We start from the raw sequence: 18,642 nt of genomic DNA on the forward strand, positions 1-18,642 counted from the left end.
CAGAGCGACGGTCAGCAATATCAAGTCGACAAAGACATACTTTTTGTAATTGTCCAATTCTTGATCCATCTTCAGGTTGAAACGCTTTCTAACGATAAAACTCGACGGTATATAGTTTTATCCTGTGACGCATTGATCAAAGAACTTCTCCCGACAACTCAAGTCCGCAATATCCCGAAAGCGGACATTAGCTTTAGGTATTTGTAACTGTAAATTCTGGATTTCCACCTATCGTTTCCCGCTTCAATGGGTAAAGACAGTAAGCTCATTGTCACCATTACAGCTTTAAGAACATCCTTACACTTTTTCCAGTATCCAATGAAAGTGCCTGGTCCTTAAACCTCTCGCAATTTCCACCTTCAACTAATGTGCATTCCCAATACTGACAAAAAAGCACTATGTATTTGCTATCTGGATCGGAATATTCTTCTCGAAAAATCCGAGCCTCTTTGAACCGTCTGAGAGCATCGTCGTAACGAGATTCAAAACCCATTACCATTGCATCGAAAGCGACTATAAAGTCATATTCTTCGTCGTGAACTCCGAGCACTTTATCGAGATACTGCCGAGACTGTGAGGCGTCATTCTTTTCAAGATGTTTAAGGGACTTCAAAAGTCTATAATCTGATATAATTTTCAACATTTGTCTGACCCCATTCTTTCTTTGAACAGTGGCCGTTATTAGCTCTGCCAAAACCCATCTGTAATCGATATTGGGCCACCTCGTGAAAATATCCATAGCGCATTGGTAACTTCAACGATGTTTATGACAACATTGCTACTTGGGATGCGCGGTGAAAACAATATCCGCTTTGTTGCCCAATCCTAATGTCCGCTTTTGCGCCCAAAGCGTACATCAGCTTGGTGGCCGCAATATCCCGAAAGCGGACATTAGCTGTATTCAATCAAGATGCCAAAATCAGCCCTTCGTGCCGAGCAGTGCTTTCACGGAGTCGATGATGGGTGCCATGCTATCCAGCGCAGGATGATAGAAGGAGACGGTATTCACAGCGCCGGCCGTGATAGCCATCATGAGGTCGCCCGCAATGACGACGTCGGTATCTTGGGGGAGGTCGCCGCAATCCACGGCGGCGGCCACCAAACTACGGAAAACTTGTGCGGATTCGTCTCGCAAGTCCCGTATTTCCTGGAATTTTTCCGGCTCTTCCTGCAATCGGTTGATCACCACATTCCCGATCATGGGGAAGCCGGAGGGCCCACCTTGTAGCGGAGTAACCGCTTCCAGCAATCTATTGAACTGGTCTTGCCACGAACCTGAACCCGAAACGGCATCCCTTATGGTTTGATTGTATATCTGAATGCGGTTGGAAAGTGTGGCTTTCAACAGATCGTCTTTTGAATCAAAATAATTGTAGATGGCCGCACCGGTGATGCCTGCGGATTCGGCGACCTTTGCCATGCTCACATCCGAATATGCTCGGGCGTTAAAATGTTCCTCGGCAGCCTTGATCAGGCGGGCGCGGGTATTTTTGGAACTGCTACCAAAGGGGCGGCCTCTTTTGATCGCTGGCGCTAGAATATCCTGTCTGTCCTTCATCAAGGCACCGTTCGCAATTTTCAATTCATTGGTCAACAAGGACCATGATTGCGAACGGTGCCATAGGTTATGATGGTTGGTACCAAATCGGAGAGCTATAGGCCCGTTCCTGGGTGATGAGCGGCGCGTCTTTGGGTGGCTTCACCTTGAATTGCACCGCATCATAGAGCGTCCAGCGCGGCGTCGGGATTTCCAGCACGCGCACATAATAAAATGCCGCGACATTCGCATCGAAATCGGGATCCACCCACAATGTCGCCAAAAGCGGCTCGCCAATATCATTGGTGTAGCTTGCATCATTGTAGTTCACCGTATTGCCGACGGCCGGGATCTTCCCGGTTGCCGGGTCAACTGTGCGATCGCCCGAAAAGACCACTTCATAGATTTTTTCATGAAGCTTACCATCGCTGCTGCGCCAGCCTTTTATCACCTGCGCCCGATCCAGATTGGCACCATTTGGGTCCTTCATTGCGGTGACCATGAAACGCGGTGCGTCCCCTTTCCCGGTCAACACACCGCCCATCGGAACGCCCTTAGCATAGCCGATCCCAGCATAGCCTGATTTCTCCATGTCGGAAGCTTGATAATCCCAACCGCCAAAGAAACGGACAGCCATGCGCGGGCCCGTGGTCGCGTATACTTCCTTGCGTTTGAAGGCTGCAAAAAGCTCTTCACGGGTATTGGCTCTCGCCCAGGCGCCAATATAACCGGAGCTTGTCAGTCGCCAATTTTCCCAAAGGCGACCGCCCATTTTGCTGTTGATTCGCTCTTTGCTCGGTTCGGATTCTACGAATTTCCCCCAGAAATTGTCATCGTCCGCCGTGGCCAATCCCGTATGGTCATCGGTGCTACCGATCAGTCCAAATTGATAGGGATTGACGCCAAAGCGTTCCTGCAGGTCCAGTCCCTGTTTCAACCCCTCCCGGGCATATTCTCCGGCCAGCCATATTTTCAACTCGGCGGGGTCGGTCGGCTTCGGGACCATCGAAATATTATTCTCGTCCCAACTTTCAAAATCCGCGAATTCATCGTCGGGTGACAACAGGGGATGGGCCTCGCCATCGCCTTTGACTTGGGTCGTTTCATAGAGCGGCTCCCAACGGGCCCGCAGGTCGACATATTCCTGATTGAAGGGCGTTCCATCGCTTTGCACATCGCCGAACATATTGCCGTTGGAGATATTGCCATTATGCGCAATCGCCATTACCTCGCCGCCGGTCTGTTCTTCATAGCCAGCCAGATAACGCCATAGGTCGAGCGGATTGTTGCTGTCTGCGGCCGAGAAGGGAATGGTCTGCAGCGTTTTGTCCTTGTTATCCTTATAGACAACGACCCGGTGCTGGTTGCCGCCACCGGGCATGGACGTCCATTCATAGCCAGCGAATGTGGTGAATTTGCCGGGCTTGTTATGGCGTTCCGCCGCTTCCACAAGCTCTGACCAAATTGTTTTCCGGAAGCTTTCCGGCGGCTGTCTTTTGGCTTTGCCTTCGCGCAGAGATGCGACAACCTCGTCCATTGGTCCGACCGTATCTCCGGCGTCATTCATCGCGGCCCAGGCTTTGCCCAATGGTGTGTCGATAATATCCGGATTGCCTTCTTCCATGCCGAGAAAAACGCCGGTAAATTCTGCGTGATCGGACACCATTAGAAAGTCCAACGGTCGCTCCAGCTTCGCTTTCCTGCCGCCATGGGCATCGACTTCTTCTCCCTGGGCAAAGCGATAGGCTTCATCGGGGCCGAGCGTCTTGTTGCCGAAATTATAGCTGTCAAAAGAATAGAGCGTGTGGAGATGGAGGTCACCCCAAAAGACTTGCTCGGGATATTCGGTCAGTGCGACGGAGGCGTCAGCTTGTCCCGGTTCTTTCGATTGTTTGGCGCAACCAGAGACCGCCATGGCGACGGCGGCAATGCCCAAAAGCAGCAGACCTCTATTTGTTTTCGGCATAGTCATATCCCCTCTGGTTGCTTCCTTTTGAAAGCTCTCTTTTGCGATCCATCACGGCCCTGTCAGTTTTGACTGTGGTTCGATAATTAAATAAATATATGTTCATTTAAATAAATAGAACACGGCCAAAATCAATAGGCCAATCAGGGGGAGAAACATGATGCGTGCATCAAAGACCATATTTAAGCGGCAATTGGCCTACGGAACAGCATTAAGCCTGATGGGCGGTCTTGCTACTCCAGCCATGGCGCAATCTGACGAATCATCGTCAAAGATTAATTCCGGCAATGAAGAGATTATTGTCACCGCCCGTAAGCAGACCGAACGGCTTCAGGAAGCACCGGTTGCCGTGACCGCCATTGGCGCTGATCGGCTGGAACGGATCGGCGCAACCGACATTTCGGATCTGAGTGGTCGGGCCCCGAACGTGACCATCAACACGATCGGCAACTTCGGCAGTTCGGTTGCCGTTTTCATTCGCGGCATCGGCAACGGCGATCCGGATTCCACGGTGGATCCTTCGGTCGGCATCTATGTTGATGGCGTATATATCCCGCGGACAGCCAATAGCTCTCTCGATCTGTTCGATGTCGAACAAGTTGAAATTTTGCGTGGACCACAGGGTACGTTATTTGGCCGCAACACAACCGGCGGTGCCGTCAACTATCGCACGAAGCGTCCGACCGGACAATTTGACATTCGCGGGCAAGTGACGCTCGGTGATTTTGGACAGAGAGATATTAAATTTGCGGCGGAAGCGCCGCTGATCGACGATGTTCTGTCTGTCAAAGTCGCGGCCTTCTCGCAATATTTGGATGGCTATTATCTGAACACGTTCACCGGCATACCAGGCAGACGCGAAGCCACACCTGCGGGCAAGAGCAACACATTTACATTCCGCCCGTCGATCCTGTTCACGCCGACCGACAATTTCGAACTGACGGTCATTGGTGAATATAGTCGTGAGCGCAGTGAAAACCTGCCTTCGATCAACGTGACACCGCCCAACAAGCTGTTACAGATATTCTATAACGTGCCGTCCTTCGCGCGCACCGACGATGTCAGAGCCTTTGCCTTCAACGTCCCGGGCCGCAGCGACATTGATGTCTGGGGCATCACAGCCGAAGCCAATTGGGAGATTGGTCCCGGGACTTTGACGTCCATCTCCAACTATCGCGAGACGACGAAAGACATTAACAACAATGACACGGACGGCACGACGGCAGGTTTTTTCGAAACATTGCGCGATCAACCGCACGAGCAATATTCGACTGAGCTTCGGTATAATGCGAATGTTACCGATGATCTGAACATCATTGGTGGTCTCTATTACTTCCATCAAAAATATTTCCTGCGCCGGGACACGTTCCTCAATGTTTTGAACGGCCCGACGACAGCGCGGAACAATGCGATCACAGGACAGACGCATAAGAATTTCGCAATTTTTGCTCAGGCACAATATAATATCACCGAAGCCTTGCGCGTCTCTGTGGGGGGGCGTTTCACTTCAGAGAAGAAGGATTTTTTCGCCACCTTCTTCACGCCTTTCCCCAACCTTGGGCCGATCACCCGTTTGGATAACAAATGGTCCAATTTCGGACCGTCGGTCAGCGTTGACTATCAGGCGACTGACGATATTCTGCTCTATGCCAAATATTCAAAGGGCTTCAAAAGCGGCGGCTTCAATGGCCGTGGCGGCACGCCCGGCGCGCTTGGGCCATTTGATGAGGAAAGCGTGAATGCTTTCGAGGGCGGTGTAAAAGCCGATTGGTTCGACAACCGGCTCCGCACCAATCTTGCGGTCTATTATAACAAATATAGCGATTTGCAGAGAACCGTGATCAGAACCCTTGCCGGGCAAATTGGTGGCAACAATCAGGAAACCGTGACCGACAACGCAGCCAGTGCGACCGTTAAAGGATTTGAGCTGGAGGTATCGGCGGTGCCGATCGATGGTTTGAATATCGATTTCTCGGCCGGTTACAACAATGCCAGCTATGATGAATATTTTGCCGATTTGAATGGCGATTCAATCGCTACAGACAATTCCAATCTCGAGATATCGCGAGCACCGAAATGGACCTTGGGCGGCGGCGTGAGCTACGCAGCTGACTTAGGCGACGCCGGCATTCTGACCTTCCGCGGGGATTGGACGCATGTTGGCAAACAAAATCTTTTGGTAACCGGCGCTCTGGACGGTCGCATTCCATCTTATGATGTTATCGATGCCAGCATCAGATGGGATATGCCCGGGGATCAGGCCTATGTGACCATCTTCGTCAAGAACCTGAACAAGGAACTGTATGAAGTTTCCTATACTCCCGTCGGAGGTTTGTTCGACTTTCACAATATCAGCCCACCGCGTCGCTGGGGCGTAACGCTAGGGTTTGATATGTAAACTAGACGCGTTCGCGAAGAGAAAGGGGCGTTCTCCCAACGTCCCTTTTTTTTGACAAAATCAAGCGTCCGCTTTTGCGCCCAAAGCGGACACTACCAATGTTCCGGTTCAATTGTCGCAATCCATTGACTGGCACTTCATCGACAGGTTGCACATCCAGTGACGTGAACGGCTGCGCAGGCGTTGCTTGTGCCGCTATTGTATTTTGCACCTTTCGTTTTTACTTCAGAGGCATGAACTGGTTGTCCGTCCTCCTTGGTGCATTGGCAATTGTCGCCGTGCTTCTGTATCGGCGCTGGGCGAGAAACCGTCGGCGCGAACAATTGTTGGCGACACCGCTGACTTCAGAGCAGCGCGCAGTGGTCGCTAGGCTGGTCCCGATTGTGCGCCGGTTACCGGAAGCATTGCGACCCAAGTTGGAAGGGAAGATCAATCTGTTCCTCGATCAGGTCACCTTCCGAGGCAATCAAGGTCTCGAGATAACCGAGGAAATCAGGCTCTCGATCGCCGCTCAGGCGTGCTTGTTAATCGCCAACAGTCAGGCTTGGTACAGCACGATCAGAAACGTGTTGGTCCATCCTTCCGCCTTTCGCATATACCGCAACACGCATGACGGGCTTGTCGTCCACGAGGGCAAGCACTCGCTGCTTGGCGAAAGCTGGGCCAGGGGACCGGTTATCTTGTCATGGGAGCATGCGCTTCACGGGGGGCTCGAGGAAGACGATGGACATAATGTCGTCATCCACGAATTCGCGCACCAGCTGGACAGCCTGACCGGCGACACCAATGGCATTCCGCTCTTGCGCAAGGGCCAAGCCTATCAGGGCTGGGAAAAAGCCATGTTGGATGCCTTCCACAAGCATGTGGAACGGGTTGAACAAGGACATAATACCTTGATCGACCCCTATGGCGCAAACAACCATCAGGAGTTTTTTGCCGAAGCGATTGTGACGTTTTTTGAAAAACCCCAGTTGATGCAGCGCGGGGAGCCAGCGCTCTATGCGCAGCTGTCTGAACTGCTGGCGCTAGATCCCGCGCATTGGGATTAGGCAAGGTCGTCCATTCTGGATCTCCAAGCCACTAGTTCGGCTTGATTGGAGAAAGCCTTGGCAAATTCTGGAGTGGCTCCAGAAAAGCCAGTGGCGCTGATACCGTAGATGGCAAAATCAGCAACACTTGGCTGGTCAGAATAGAAAAACGGATGTTGTCTGAGCAATTCTGCAAGATTGTCCAAACGCAGTTCCAGCTCCTCAACAAGAATTTCATAGGGCAACCGCCCCAGTCCTTGACCTATCGGTTGCTTGCCAACCAGTTGGCGCAATATGGGTTTCGCGAAAAAGCGGAGTGGAGCGGGAACGAACCTGCGATTTTCCTCAACAGTTCGCGGTTCGTTTCTTGTGTTCCACCGCAGAGCCTGAACATACCAGTATAAAGATTCATCGCTCCAGTCTTCGAGCAAATATTGCTTTGCAGCGAGCGCTGTGTCTTTTGAGATCAGAGGTGGCGATGGTTTCTCAATATCCAGCTTGCGCAGGATTAGGCTGGAATCAAAAATGACCTCATTATCAAAAAGAACGATCGGTACTTTTCCGGTTTGTGGGTTCAGCTTCCTAAGTTCAGATATGCCGACATATTCCTGATGCTCGAATGGAAGTTTCTTATAGGCAATCGCCGCCTTTACCTTCGTCACAAAGGGAGAGATTGATGGGCCAATGACCTTGATTTTAGAGATTGAAGATTCTCCTCGCGAAGTGACAGAGGTCAAACTGATATACCGGCTAGTCCAAGAAGGACTACCAAGCCAAAAAGCGGAATGATGGGAAAAGTCCGCAATGGCAATTTTGCTTTTACCGACACACCTGTTGCTAGCGCTATTAGCGAAAAAGCAATCCCAGTGGAGATGATGGCGTAGTCCAATCTCTCTGACCAGATAGCCGCAGTTGTATAGCCCAAGGCAACGACAGCAATGGCGATGGTTGCAATATGCCAGCTATAATAAGCCATCCATTTCAAATTGGGCTCCATCTCGACCGCCATAAATGGCCGTACAAACACCCTTCCGCCAGCGAATATGTGGATGAGAACAGTGAGATAGCAGATCAAAGCTGCTGCCCAGAAGAATAGAGTTGCGTTCAAATTTGATCCCTCGTGATTGCCGTCACTTCATACACTTATGACGGCTGCAAGAATTTGTCGATTAGCTGAATATCTAGCGTCCGCTTTTGTGCCCAAAGCGGGCATTAGCGCTGTGACGGCTTTATCCCGAAAGCGGACATTGGAGAGCTGCCCGCCAAACGCAGATATCGAAGTACGAGCATTCGTAGCTAGGTAAATACCTCTATTCGCATATGGTGGCTGACTATCTAGCTATTACCATCTCAATTCATCTAGTTTGCCGGCCAATAAGATAGTGTCCACCCCCCATATTCTCGGGGCGCAAAGTGGATGTATTTCCATCCGGCCAGCGTATTTCCATCAAGGAAATCCGTGCCGAGTTGCCGATACCGAAATGAGCTAGTATCGGGTCCGAAGACATAAAACCACCGCTGGCGCGGATCATCCGCATCTGACATTTACCGACGATGATCTTGGTTGCCCTGTCAGTGCAGATTATCACTTTTGCGCCAATGGCCATGCTGTTTTTGCCATTTTGACGCAGCGATATCCAAAGCCCTTTACCCTTAGGCCTGTCATTGCGATGGACTAGCATGCGCAGCGCCGAATTATCTCGGATAATATCGATATCGCCATCGCGATCATAGTCCAACGTGACATAGCTATAGGTCGGGATAAGATCGGTCAGGCCAAAAGCATCAGTGCCATCTTTAAAACCCTTACCAACATTATGATAAAGAATATTGGTACTGGTTGATGATGTTGCGAGCCACATGCCGGTGCCAACTAAAATATCCTGCCATCCGTCCTGATCGAGATCGGCAAAACGCGCATTCCAGCTCCAACCGGGCGAATGTGAAGCAGTCTCCGTTGCTTTGTCGACAAATTTCCCATCCGGCATTCCTGTAAATAGAATATTATGTCGCCTATACGGAGCCTTATATTTTTCATCTACATCTCTGCGCGTTAGCCCTGGAACCGCCGGTTCAAGCAATGAGCGGCAATTGCGCTGCATCAACGGCAGATGGCCGAGTTTCGCTGAGCATCTTTCGAAGCGTGCACGATCTCCTAGAAGATCGCGATCAGGTTTTTCCAATCGCCTGATATACGCCATTGCGCCGCAAATGGCGCGATGCTCAGCCTTTTGCTGGCTTGCGCATCCATCCAGCTGCGTGCCGCTTTTTCCGCCTCTAATAAGATCTGCAGATGTCAAATCAGCCGCACAATCTTGAATTTTCCGGACGTGCCAGCCAAGATCCTTCCCAAATTGCTGGCAAAGCTCAAATATTCTGCGGGCTTGTCCGTTCGAGGCGTCACCGCGAACTGTTCTTGTTGCTATTTGTGCGGAATAATAATCACTGATGAGGTCATTATTCCAATCCCCTTCGGTTTGGCTCATCGTTGTTCGCGTATAATATGGAAAGGGCTGATTGTCTTTGCCTAGCTCTGTTACCACTTGCCCCGGGCCAAATAGCGTCCATCCATCGGTGCGTCCAACGTCATCCCCATTCCATGAGTCTGAATAGCCATCGCCATCAATATCAGCGACCATGATCGACATGGTTTGTCCCGGTGCGCCAGGCAATATGACTTTCCTGAAATTGTGAGCCCCTTCGTTCCAAAGGATTTCATTGCGGGTCAATTGAGGCGGAGTGTGCCAACTTTCAATGGTTCCGCTCTGTGACCAATAGCCCAGCAAAATATCAATATCACCGTCTTTATCCATATCGTCAAAAGCGAAAGCACGGATAAAACGCGCACTAGGAGCATCAATTTGGATCATATTTTTGGCGGAAAATTCTCCATTCTTGTTAAAGAATAGAAATGCACCGCCTGGAATTGTCGATACTGCAAGATCAAGCTGCGCATCTCCATCAACATCGGCAAGCGCTACATTCATTACTTCCAGATCATCCACGCTCCCCAAATCAAGCTCTTGGCGTATGAATTTTCCACCAATATTGGCATATAGAGACAATCCATTTGCATGATCCGGACGACGTGTGACAATGTCTGTCCATCCGTCCCCGTGCACGTCACCGGCGGCCAGCCCGCCATTCATCATATGCGAACTCAATTGCCGGATGGGGGAGTTAACGCCCTGTTCGGCAAGGCCGATATCGGTGCCGATGATGCGCGTAAATACATCCCCTTCGGCATTTGCCGCCGGAGCAAAGCCCGCGGGTTGCTGAGCGAAATCATAGCGGCGAATCGATGCTGGCACCCCCTCTATGCTCGCCGCTATCTTAGTTTTTTTGGGGCTATGTTCTACCATTAACGGAAGTAGAGCATCCCTCGTCTGGCCGGGCGGCAAGGCTGCCACCTTTGGCCATGAAATGCTATCCACCGCATTTACGGCGGCCAATTGTTGAGCAAAATAATAACGTGAAACAGCAGGCGTGGTCAGGTTGGCCAATATGCCGCCAGCCATCGCCATAGCGATAACCGCGCCCCAGACTATCAAGCCAGTCCGCAGGGAAATCGAACGCCACAATATGATGAACGCATATATACTGAATGAGCCCAGCGCGATCAAGATCGCGGTCGCATAATCCTCTCGGATGCCGATATTTATGAGGACGATTGTCAAGATGACATCAAGCGCGATTGGCGCAGGCACGAAACTTGCGATCGCCGCGCATAAAGCCATTGCCATGACGATCGGCACGGCATTGGCTACGGGCAACAACTTGCCCAACTGCCCCGGACTGACAAATGTGGCAATCAATGACCCCAAAAGCGCAGCCAGTAACATCATCGGAACGGTTATGATCGCAATGTAAAACAAGTTGCGTGCGTAGGTTTTTGCAAACCAGATCAATGATCCCAAGGGCCCAGGGCCACGATGATCCACTTCCACAGGTGCAAGCGCGCGTGCAATCCATGCGGAAAAGCCCTTAGGTACCGAAATATCCGCGATCTCCCGCGTCATATGACGGGTGGTCTCGGTCTCTTCCTTCAAAATATAACGGCATAATAATGGCACGACCAGTAACACCATCACCAACGCCAGCAACAGTTTGATTGCCGCAACATGCAGTGGCAGCAGCGCAAAACTCATTGTCACCACAATGACATTGAGTGTTGGCGACGAAACCAGCGCCGATAGCGTCGTTTCAAGCCGCATCCGGCCCATATGCAGGCCAAGAGCAATGGGCGCTGCACAATTGACGCACACGCCCAATGGTGCGCCAATGACAGTGCCCAGTGCTGCATTGGCAAAGCCGCCTTCAAAGGAACGCTTGCGGATGAGCGAAAGTAAAGTCAGCGCGCCGGCCCCGAACAAAACGCCAAAGGCCATGCCTTTCAAATTGGTGTTGATCCAGTTGATCGTATTTGCGGTAATTTCCCACCATAAGCTGCTGTTGGGCATCACATCGAAGACGATATCGAATGACAATCCAGACAGCGGCGTATCTCCGCCCATCAAAGCCTTTTCATTCAATGCAGGATATCGCGACGACAGCCAGAAAAACAGCGCGAGTATTGTGATCGCGGCTATCGTAATAACAAGCCGAAAATCAGACTGGCGGCTTTTTCCTCGATAAAATTGAGAATTGATAATGAGGCCTTTGGCTATAGCGATAGCTCGTCAGAAACATCTCCCGACTGACGCATCATTAAAATGATAAAAGAACTTCGGACATGTTTCAAATCATAAATGTAAACTGAACGTCCGCTTTTGCGCCCAAAGCGGACATTAGGTACCGTTCATAGATTGTTGGACGGGATTGCATCTCTTGCCTACTTCATGATCAAAGGAGCTGTTCAATCCGTGTTGATATTGTAGCAAGTCTCTCGCCTCTTTTTGGGTCAATTTTGAATCCTCTAATGCATTAACGTGATCGATAACATAATACTCACACGGTCCATATCTGCGGTCCAAATTGGCTTCTTGTTTCCTAATGGCCACAATATATTTCGTATCGGATTGATACCAATCCACCCGCATCGGAATCGTGAAATCAGTCTCTTTGCGGTAAATTGTTCGATAGTCATCGCTGGTCGCCTGCACATAGTAATCGCCTGCAATGTTAATATCGTAAGACTCATTGAATGCCTCATCGATCAACCAGCATAAACCCACCCCTAATCCCAGCAGAATTACGATAGAGTAGACAGCAAACTTTTTCATGTTGTTATGCTTCTAGAACCAACCAACCACAGTCAATAGATTTTGGATTGACCGTCTGCCTGATTCCCTAACGCCCCCTTTTACGCCCAAAGCGGACGCTAGCATCAACCGCGCTCAATAGTCTCGGCTCACCCGCACGTTGGCGCTCTGGCGGCCCAATGTGGAGATGCTGGACAGGATTGATAGCCAGCGGGTGATCTGGAATTCAAGCTGGGTGGCGCTATAGCCCTTGCCGTCGGTGATCAGCTCCACATAGGCGCGGCGGGTGATATATTTGCCTGCGGCAATTGAGGTTCCGGACCCCGCCACCGTGTCGCTTGGCAATATCCGCAAGCGATCAAGGCCAACGGCCTTGCGCAACTGGTTGATCGGATCGAGCCCGCCGCCGCTGTTGAGCGAAGCCACGGCTGCTGCCAGCTGCACCGCTTCGGGCGCCGATAGGTCGGCAATGGATGCGCCGAACAATATGCGCGAAAGCAGCTCGTCTTCCGGCAGGGCCGGGTTGCTGGCAAAGGCGATTTCCGGCTTATTGCCCGATCCCGTGACATTGATCGTCGCATTGAGGCCGGTCAGATTGGCCTCCGCCTCGATGTCCAAGACCGGATTGACCGGCTGGTTGCCGACAAAGCGGATCCGCCCCCGTTCCAGTCGGAAACGCCGGCCAGCAAATGTATAATTGCCACGCACCAGATTGGCGGTGCCGGTCATCGCGAAATTGTCGACCGGCCCTGATATTTTGAGATTGGCACCCCATTCACTGTCGAGGCCCAGCCCTTCGACCCGCAAGCGGTTGGGAGCCTTTGCCGACAAGGCAAATTGCCAAGGGCGGCTGCGGACCCGCACCGGCCGCTCGTCGGCCCGCCGGTTGATCTCTCGGGTTTTGATATCCGGCAAGCTGGCGGTCGCGCTGGCTTTGCCAAAGCGGAAGAAGCTGCGGTTGAGGGTTACGTCACCGGATATCAAGCCGCCTTGCGCCGAGCTGCGTATCTTGATCGGTCCGGTCACCGTGGCTGCAAAATCATCCCGGGCGATGAGGGCCGCTTGCTGGGCGTTGACGTCCATCACAATGCCAATGCCTTCGCCGGGTTCGACGGCAAAGTTAAAGCTGCCGCTGCCGCTGACCGTCCCGCCGCCGCTAGTGTTCCCGGTCAGGTTCGGCAGCACGAGGCGCGAGCCGTCGAACCGGCCGACCGTTTTGATGTTAGAAACCACCGTACCGGTCAGGGGGCTTTCCAGTCTTGCGTTACTGGTGCGCACCTGCCCCTTAATTTGCGGATTGGCCAGGCTGCCGTTGATATCGGCGCTGGCCGCCACTGGACCGGTGAGATCAAACGTCTCGACACCGGTCAGCCGCCACAGGCTTTCCGCGCCGCCGCTGAACCGCGCCTGCGCGAACATGGGCTTGCGCATCAGCTCTTCCTGCCAGCGGCCATTGCCAAGACCGGTGATCCGCCCCTGAAAACGGCCGAGGGCCTTCCCACCGGGAGATTTGATAATTCCCCGCGCCGCAGCGTTGCGCCGGGTAATCGCGATATTCAGGCCGAGATTGACAGGGTCCGAGGTCAGGATCAGCCCCGATCGCATCAGACCGTTAACGGTTAGTTTCGCTTCGCCCTGCGGTACCTGCCGACCCGACTGGCTAAGGTTGACGCTGCCGTTGACCGTGCCGCCCAGCCCGAGATCCGGATATCCGATATCGATCAGCGACAACGGCATTTTCGACAACGACAGGTTGAGCTTGGAACTTCCGCTTCCCCATCGACCGGACAGTCTGGCGCTGCCGTTGCCGTAACTGATGGTGGTCGGAGCCGCGGTCCAGCCATCGCTCACGCGCCGCAGATCCAGCGCTCTGGTGAGGCGCAGGTTGCGGCCTTCGAACTGGCCTTTGCCGGTAATCTGATAGCGGTCAGGGCTGATATCGGCCTTGGCCTGAAATTCAAACGTGCTGCCCCGGGTTCCTGCCACAGTAAAGACCGCCTTGCCGCTGCCGTTGGTCAGCTTTGCATTGGCAGCGATCCGCCCGATGATAAGTTCGCCGCGGCTGATCCCCTGCGCACGGAGCGTTGCATCGATATTGGACTGGCCGTCGATCAAAACAATATCAGCATCGAGCACGGCGGTGCGAATAAAAATTGGTGGTGCGCCGTCAAATCGAGCATTTTTGGCGGTGAGATCGGCGCGGATCAACTGGCGTCCGTTGCCGGGACGGAACAGCACATCCCCGTTCACGCCGCCGCCGCTGATCGCGAGCCTGCCCGCCAGGCCCTGAGCGGTGGGCCGGATCGTGCCGGTTGCCAGCGTATCCGATACCAACAGACGATCAACCCGCACCGCAGTGTCCTGCCCTGCGCTGGTCAGGATCATGCCATTGCTGTTGAACGGCCCCAATGTGGAACCTCCCGCCGCAATATAGGCAAAACCGGAGGCTGCAGGAGCCAGTTTCAGGCTGACCGCAGAGAGACCCGCAGCCGGTAGCGGATTGTCGAGCAACAGCGCAATTTCGGGGCGGTTGAGCGGCCCATCCAGTTTGAGGTCAAAACGACCATAAGTGTCTTGCGTACCCGACCCCTGAAACGCAAAAGTCGTTGCCGTGGTCTGTATGCCGGAGCCCTGGAACGAAAGGTTCGGCGCATTCAAGTTGAGATCCGTAAAGCGCAACAATCCGTCTGGACCCAGCGCGAGGCCGGTCTGCAGTTCCGGCAAGCCGCCAGCCAATTCGCGCAGAAAACCGATATCAAAACGACGAAGCCTGGCATTGACCTGCCCATCAAATGACAGGCCGGAAGCCCCCGGCCCCAGTTGAACATCAGCGATAATATCGGCCATCCCGACACCCTGTACCGCGAATCCCGGCGCAGCGGCGCCAATATTGACCGCAAAATCACCGGTCGAGGGACGCAGTTCCAAATCCACCGTCCCTGTTGCCGTGTCGGTCGCCACCCGGCCGCGCTCGGCAAACAGCCGGTCTTTTTCGTAGCGCAGATTGGCGGTTGCGGTAAAACCGGAGAGCAATTGTTTCAGCAGTTCACCATTGCCGATGAGCGAACCGACCGACAGTTTCAGCGGGATATTCCAACCACCGGCATCGCGCCGCCCCTCACCTTCGCCCCGTACATTGGACAGCAATGTTTTGCCAAAGGCCAGTTGCGGCGCGGTCAGCAAATATTGATAACGCAGCTCTGACATTTTCCCGTTCAGCAAAGCTTTCAATTCAAAATTCTGCGCCTTCATATTGGAGACCAAAGCGGATGGATTGATCAACCGGCTTTCCAGCCGCATCGCGTCGAAGCTGTTTCGCGCCAGATCAACTCCGCCCTTTGCCGTCAGCGACAAGGCAGCAGAGCGGGCTTCGAGGTCGAGCGCCAACAGGCGATCATCCAAACTGGCAGTGCCCTTCATGGCCAGATCGGGCGACGTGATTTTCCGGGCGATGCCACTGGGCAGCAGAGACCCGGCCAGCTTTCCGTCATAGGCAAAAAGGCCTTCTTTGGCCTCGATTGCGAATTGCGCCAGAGGCTCTTCCTTGCTCAACGCATTAAATTCGCCATTCCATTTCCGCCAACTGCCGTCGCCCTTCACGGTGACAGACAGATCGCGTTCCATGTTCAGCATACCCGCCAACACACCGCCGGCAGGCGCTATGATTTCAGCATCGAGATCCAGCTTCTGGCGATCCGGTTCGGCATTCAGAGCAAGCATCAATTTGTCGCCGCTACGGGTTGTTGCTGCGTCCAGACTGACCATGGCACGGCCGGCTCTGATATCGGCTGCACCAGACAGATCGGCAAATTGTTCGGAACCGGCGACCGCTTCCCCGAGGGCCAGATTGTCGGCCCGGAAAGCGCCGATATAAATGTCGAAATCTGGCAGCAGCGGCTGATCTTCAACGCTTTCGATCAATTCCGGCAATCGGTCGAGCCGCGCTTTGCGAATGACGGCGTCGGAGATATTGAGTTCGTTGAAAATCCAGGCCAGTGGATTCCAGTCCACCGCAACCGATCCGGCCGAGAAGAATTTCCCCTTGGGATCGTGAAGCTCAAGTCCCTGGACGTCTGCCGTTCCGTAGACAGACCCTTTGATGTCCGAGAGCTTGATCCGCAAACCATTATCCGGTTCCAGCGCCTCGACCTGATCGATGATATAGCGATGGCCGGAATCGCTATCCAGCCATAGCGCGGCAGCAATCAACCCGGCGATGATCAGCACAGCAACCCCAAGCAGGCTGCGCATTGGCCAGCGCCAGGTCATTAATTTGAGCCGCGATTTTTGGGCGCTGTCCGTCATCTAGAAGGCCTGTCCGAGCGAGACATAGACCGCGACACGGGAATCGCCGGGCTGCGGGTTGATGGGCGTGCCAACGTCAATCCGGATCGGTCCGAAATCGCTATAATAGCGAACGCCAAGGCCGGCCCCATAGCGCAATCCCTTAAAATCGGGGCTGCTGCTGGTGTAGACATTGCCGGCGTCGATGAAAGGCACCACGCCGAGATTGCCTCCGAACAAGCCCGTCTTGACGCGTGCCTCGAGCGAGAATTCGACCAGCGAGCGCCCGCCCACCGGATCATTATTGGCATCACGCGGCCCGATGCTTTGATAGCTGTAGCCCCGCACAGAACCGCCACCGCCAGAATATAGCCGGCGGGAAGGTGCGATCCGGTTGTTGCCGGCCCCAACAATGGATCCAAAACGCGCGCGCCCCGCTAACGTTATTTTTTCTGAAGCCGGAAAATAGGCGCTGCCGTCCAACTGGCTCCGCACATAGAAAAAACTGCCGTTCTGCAGCGATGCTTCGGGAGCGATACGGCCACTCAACCGAAAGCCACGGGATGGATCCAGCAGATCATCGCTAGCATCATAAGTGACCAACCCGGGCAGAGAACCGATGAAAAATGTATCCCGGCCGGTTGCGCCGGTTGGCCCGGTGACGTCTTTCTCCCGCGATGCGAGGAGCTCGATGCCAACCGACCAGCTCCAGCGTTTTTGATAAATGAGATTGCTTTGCCGTTCGATATTGGCAGCAACTGAGAAAGTTTGCGCCTTGAAGGCCGGACGATCGACCACGCTCAGCGCGGTACGCCCGTTCAACACATTATCGCGCCGCCGATAATTGTTGCGGCGATAGGCGATGCTGCCGGATTGTTCTTGCGTTGCAAGCACACCCGTCATGCGGATCAACCCTTCTGGCGGGAACATATTCCGATGCTCCCAGCTTACTTCGGCGCGGGCCCCTTCCCCGGTGCCATAGCCCAGCTCGCCAGCAATGGTGCGAAGCGGGGCCGGTGTCACGTTCACCGCAATATCAACAGCATCAGGCTCCTCCGCCACCACCGGGTCAATGGTGATCGTCGACACCAGTCCGGTCGCGATCAACGCCCGCCGCAAGTCTTCAAGGTCGGACGCCTGATAGACATCACCGGAATCGAAGCGGGCAATCATCTGGACGTGATCGGCATCGAACAAATCCGCTTGTCCCATGACCACGGAACCGAAATTATATTTGCCGCCGGGCTTCACCGTGACTTCGAGATCGCCCAGCCGTTCAGCATGATCAATTTCCAGTTCCGGCTCTCCGGTGATCGCAAAGGGATAGCCATTTTCTGCCATCGCCCCATCCAGCCGGCCTTTGGCATCCATAATATCGTCGCTGTTGACGATATCGTCCGACTGCAATCCAAAGCTGTCGCGGAATGCCTGCCGATCGGCAGTCCGCGCATCATCCAATCCGGGCAGGACAATCCGGTCCAGCGCATATTGCGGACCCGCTTGCACGTTGATCAACACCGCCAGCTGATCGTCCCCGTCTGCTTCAAAGCCGGTTTGCACGACCGCATCATAATAGCCTTCGATCCGGAGCAACCGTTCCACCAGTTCCGTATCGCTCTGTGCTCGCCGTCGAATCTGCGCGAAATTTGCATCGTCTCCGCGATATTGCTCAAGAACCGACAAGATTTTAAAGCGGCTGCGGAAGGCTTCACCGATCCCATCAGGCAGCCCGCGGAACCCAATCCGATAACTGGTTTCCGCCAAGAGATCCGCTGGGCGATAGTCATTCAGGGGCAGATCGTCTGCCAGAATATTTTCTGTTGCGGTAAGGTCCTGATCCTCGTTTTCATCTGCCTTTGTAAGCGCTGGAACGCCTTCCACATCCTCTGCGCCATCAACAGGTTCCGCCACCTCATCAAGATCGGGCCATTCTACGCCAAAATCCGGAAATTCGGTCAGCGGCTGGTCCGGGTCGAGCGGCGCATCCAGATCATCCTTGAAAACTGGATTTGCCGGCGCTTCTGACAGGCCATCTGTTTGGGCATGGATCGACCGGACAGGAAAACCCATCAGCAGAATAACAAGCATGCCAAGGCAGCAACGATATGCAGTCAGACCCATTATGGGTTCTCTAGCGGTTGATGAATCGTGACGCCAATGAATAAGATTGAACCAGGCCGCTTTACCGGCAAGCTTCTCATTTTATGGGATATTCCGAGCCGGCATCA

The 18,642-nt window shown here is 53.5% G+C and carries 11 protein-coding genes; 2 read left to right on the top strand and 9 right to left on the bottom strand.

Annotated features, from left to right (window positions below):
- Positions 1 to 277: 277 nt before the first annotated feature.
- The 3 genes from ABJV08_RS15725 to ABJV08_RS15735 form a co-directional block, all read right to left on the bottom strand.
- Positions 278 to 739, bottom strand: coding sequence for a hypothetical protein (locus ABJV08_RS15725; RefSeq protein ID WP_348039889.1), 462 nt, complete (start codon positions 737 to 739; stop codon positions 278 to 280).
- Positions 740 to 919: 180 nt separating this feature from the next.
- On the bottom strand, positions 920 to 1,594 hold the full coding sequence (locus ABJV08_RS15730; RefSeq protein WP_348114418.1) for a TetR/AcrR family transcriptional regulator: 675 nt from the start codon (positions 1,592 to 1,594) through the stop codon (positions 920 to 922).
- 31 nt (positions 1,595 to 1,625) lie between these two features.
- The gene (locus tag ABJV08_RS15735) at positions 1,626 to 3,503 is read right to left on the bottom strand and encodes a DUF3604 domain-containing protein (RefSeq protein ID WP_348039891.1); all 1,878 of its coding nucleotides are present in this window, start codon (positions 3,501 to 3,503) and stop codon (positions 1,626 to 1,628) included.
- A 157-nt stretch (positions 3,504 to 3,660) separates the two neighbouring features.
- On the opposite strand from ABJV08_RS15735, the gene ABJV08_RS15740 reads away from it, so the two are divergent.
- Together ABJV08_RS15740 and ABJV08_RS15745 are read left to right on the top strand one after the other, a co-directional pair.
- Positions 3,661 to 5,901 carry a TonB-dependent receptor gene (locus ABJV08_RS15740; protein WP_348039892.1) on the top strand — a complete coding sequence of 747 codons (2,241 nt, stop codon included), beginning with the start codon at positions 3,661 to 3,663 and terminating at the stop codon, positions 5,899 to 5,901.
- 233 nt (positions 5,902 to 6,134) lie between these two features.
- A complete protein-coding gene (locus ABJV08_RS15745) occupies positions 6,135 to 6,950 on the top strand; it encodes a M90 family metallopeptidase (protein ID WP_348039893.1) in 816 nt (271 codons plus the stop codon).
- Here ABJV08_RS15745 and ABJV08_RS15750 read toward each other — a convergent pair.
- The 6 genes from ABJV08_RS15750 to ABJV08_RS15775 form a co-directional block, all read right to left on the bottom strand.
- A complete protein-coding gene (locus ABJV08_RS15750; protein WP_348039894.1) occupies positions 6,947 to 7,591 on the bottom strand; it encodes a glutathione S-transferase family protein in 645 nt (214 codons plus the stop codon). The genes ABJV08_RS15745 and ABJV08_RS15750 overlap by 4 nt on opposite strands.
- Positions 7,592 to 7,662: 71 nt before the next feature.
- The gene (locus ABJV08_RS15755; protein ID WP_348039895.1) at positions 7,663 to 8,037 is read right to left on the bottom strand and encodes a hypothetical protein; all 375 of its coding nucleotides are present in this window, start codon (positions 8,035 to 8,037) and stop codon (positions 7,663 to 7,665) included.
- 247 nt (positions 8,038 to 8,284) lie between these two features.
- Entirely contained in the window at positions 8,285 to 11,443 is a 3,159-nt protein-coding gene (locus ABJV08_RS15760) for an FG-GAP-like repeat-containing protein (protein ID WP_348039896.1), read from the bottom strand.
- Positions 11,444 to 11,716: 273 nt separating this feature from the next.
- Positions 11,717 to 12,151 carry a hypothetical protein gene (locus ABJV08_RS15765; RefSeq protein ID WP_348039897.1) on the bottom strand — a complete coding sequence of 145 codons (435 nt, stop codon included), beginning with the start codon at positions 12,149 to 12,151 and terminating at the stop codon, positions 11,717 to 11,719.
- A 114-nt stretch (positions 12,152 to 12,265) separates the two neighbouring features.
- A complete protein-coding gene (locus ABJV08_RS15770; RefSeq protein ID WP_348039898.1) occupies positions 12,266 to 16,435 on the bottom strand; it encodes a translocation/assembly module TamB domain-containing protein in 4,170 nt (1,389 codons plus the stop codon).
- Positions 16,436 to 18,502, bottom strand: coding sequence for an autotransporter assembly complex family protein (locus ABJV08_RS15775; RefSeq protein WP_348039899.1), 2,067 nt, complete (start codon positions 18,500 to 18,502; stop codon positions 16,436 to 16,438).
- Positions 18,503 to 18,642 lie beyond the last annotated feature (140 nt).

The organism is Parasphingorhabdus sp., from assembly GCF_039982395.1.
In the GTDB taxonomy this organism is placed as follows: Bacteria; Pseudomonadota; Alphaproteobacteria; order Sphingomonadales; family Sphingomonadaceae; genus Parasphingorhabdus.

Excerpts from the sequence above, each read along its gene's own strand:
- ABJV08_RS15745 (WP_348039893.1), top strand. The coding sequence starts at position 6,135 with ATGAACTGGTTGTCCGTCCTCCTTGGTGCATTGGCAATTGTCGCCGTG.
- ABJV08_RS15760 (WP_348039896.1), bottom strand. The coding sequence starts at position 11,443 with ATGGGCGGAGATACGCCGCTGTCTGGATTGTCATTCGATATCGTCTTC.
- ABJV08_RS15775 (WP_348039899.1), bottom strand. The coding sequence starts at position 18,502 with ATGCTTGTTATTCTGCTGATGGGTTTTCCTGTCCGGTCGATCCATGCC.
- ABJV08_RS15725 (WP_348039889.1), bottom strand. The coding sequence starts at position 739 with ATGGATATTTTCACGAGGTGGCCCAATATCGATTACAGATGGGTTTTG.
- ABJV08_RS15770 (WP_348039898.1), bottom strand. The coding sequence starts at position 16,435 with ATGACGGACAGCGCCCAAAAATCGCGGCTCAAATTAATGACCTGGCGC.
- ABJV08_RS15740 (WP_348039892.1), top strand. The coding sequence starts at position 3,661 with ATGATGCGTGCATCAAAGACCATATTTAAGCGGCAATTGGCCTACGGA.
- ABJV08_RS15765 (WP_348039897.1), bottom strand. The coding sequence starts at position 12,151 with ATGAAAAAGTTTGCTGTCTACTCTATCGTAATTCTGCTGGGATTAGGG.
- ABJV08_RS15735 (WP_348039891.1), bottom strand. The coding sequence starts at position 3,503 with ATGCCGAAAACAAATAGAGGTCTGCTGCTTTTGGGCATTGCCGCCGTC.